The organism is Shewanella sp. S1-49-MNA-CIBAN-0167 (assembly GCF_040310145.1).
Taxonomy (GTDB): domain Bacteria; phylum Pseudomonadota; class Gammaproteobacteria; order Enterobacterales; family Shewanellaceae; genus Shewanella; species Shewanella psychromarinicola.
Genome location: NZ_JBEOPO010000402.1, coordinates 1 through 250 on the forward strand (window position 1 = coordinate 1; position 250 = coordinate 250).

A 250-nucleotide genomic window follows, 5' to 3' on the forward strand; every position below is an offset into this window, starting at 1 on the left:
TCCCTATCGTGCGTTAATCGGTGCAGCACCTGATTTGTCACATATGGAAAAGAGCTGGGCTATTTTTATTGATAAAGAACAAGCTGTTGAGCTTGGTCGAGAATTTAATCAACATGCAATTTACTACGTTAATCAAGGTTTGCTATCTTTGATTGCATGCCTTGATAGCATCAAACCTGAAGTTGATATGGGAATTTTTAATCACCGATTAAGGATGGTGAGTGAGTTGCCAGAGATAGGTTCGTATAAC

The 250-nt window shown here is 38.8% G+C and carries 1 protein-coding gene; it reads left to right on the top strand.

Annotated features, from left to right (window positions below; genetic code table 11):
• On the top strand, positions 1–250 hold a 250-nt coding region (locus AAEZ00_RS21805), incomplete at both ends, for a DUF3293 domain-containing protein (RefSeq protein ID WP_351090094.1).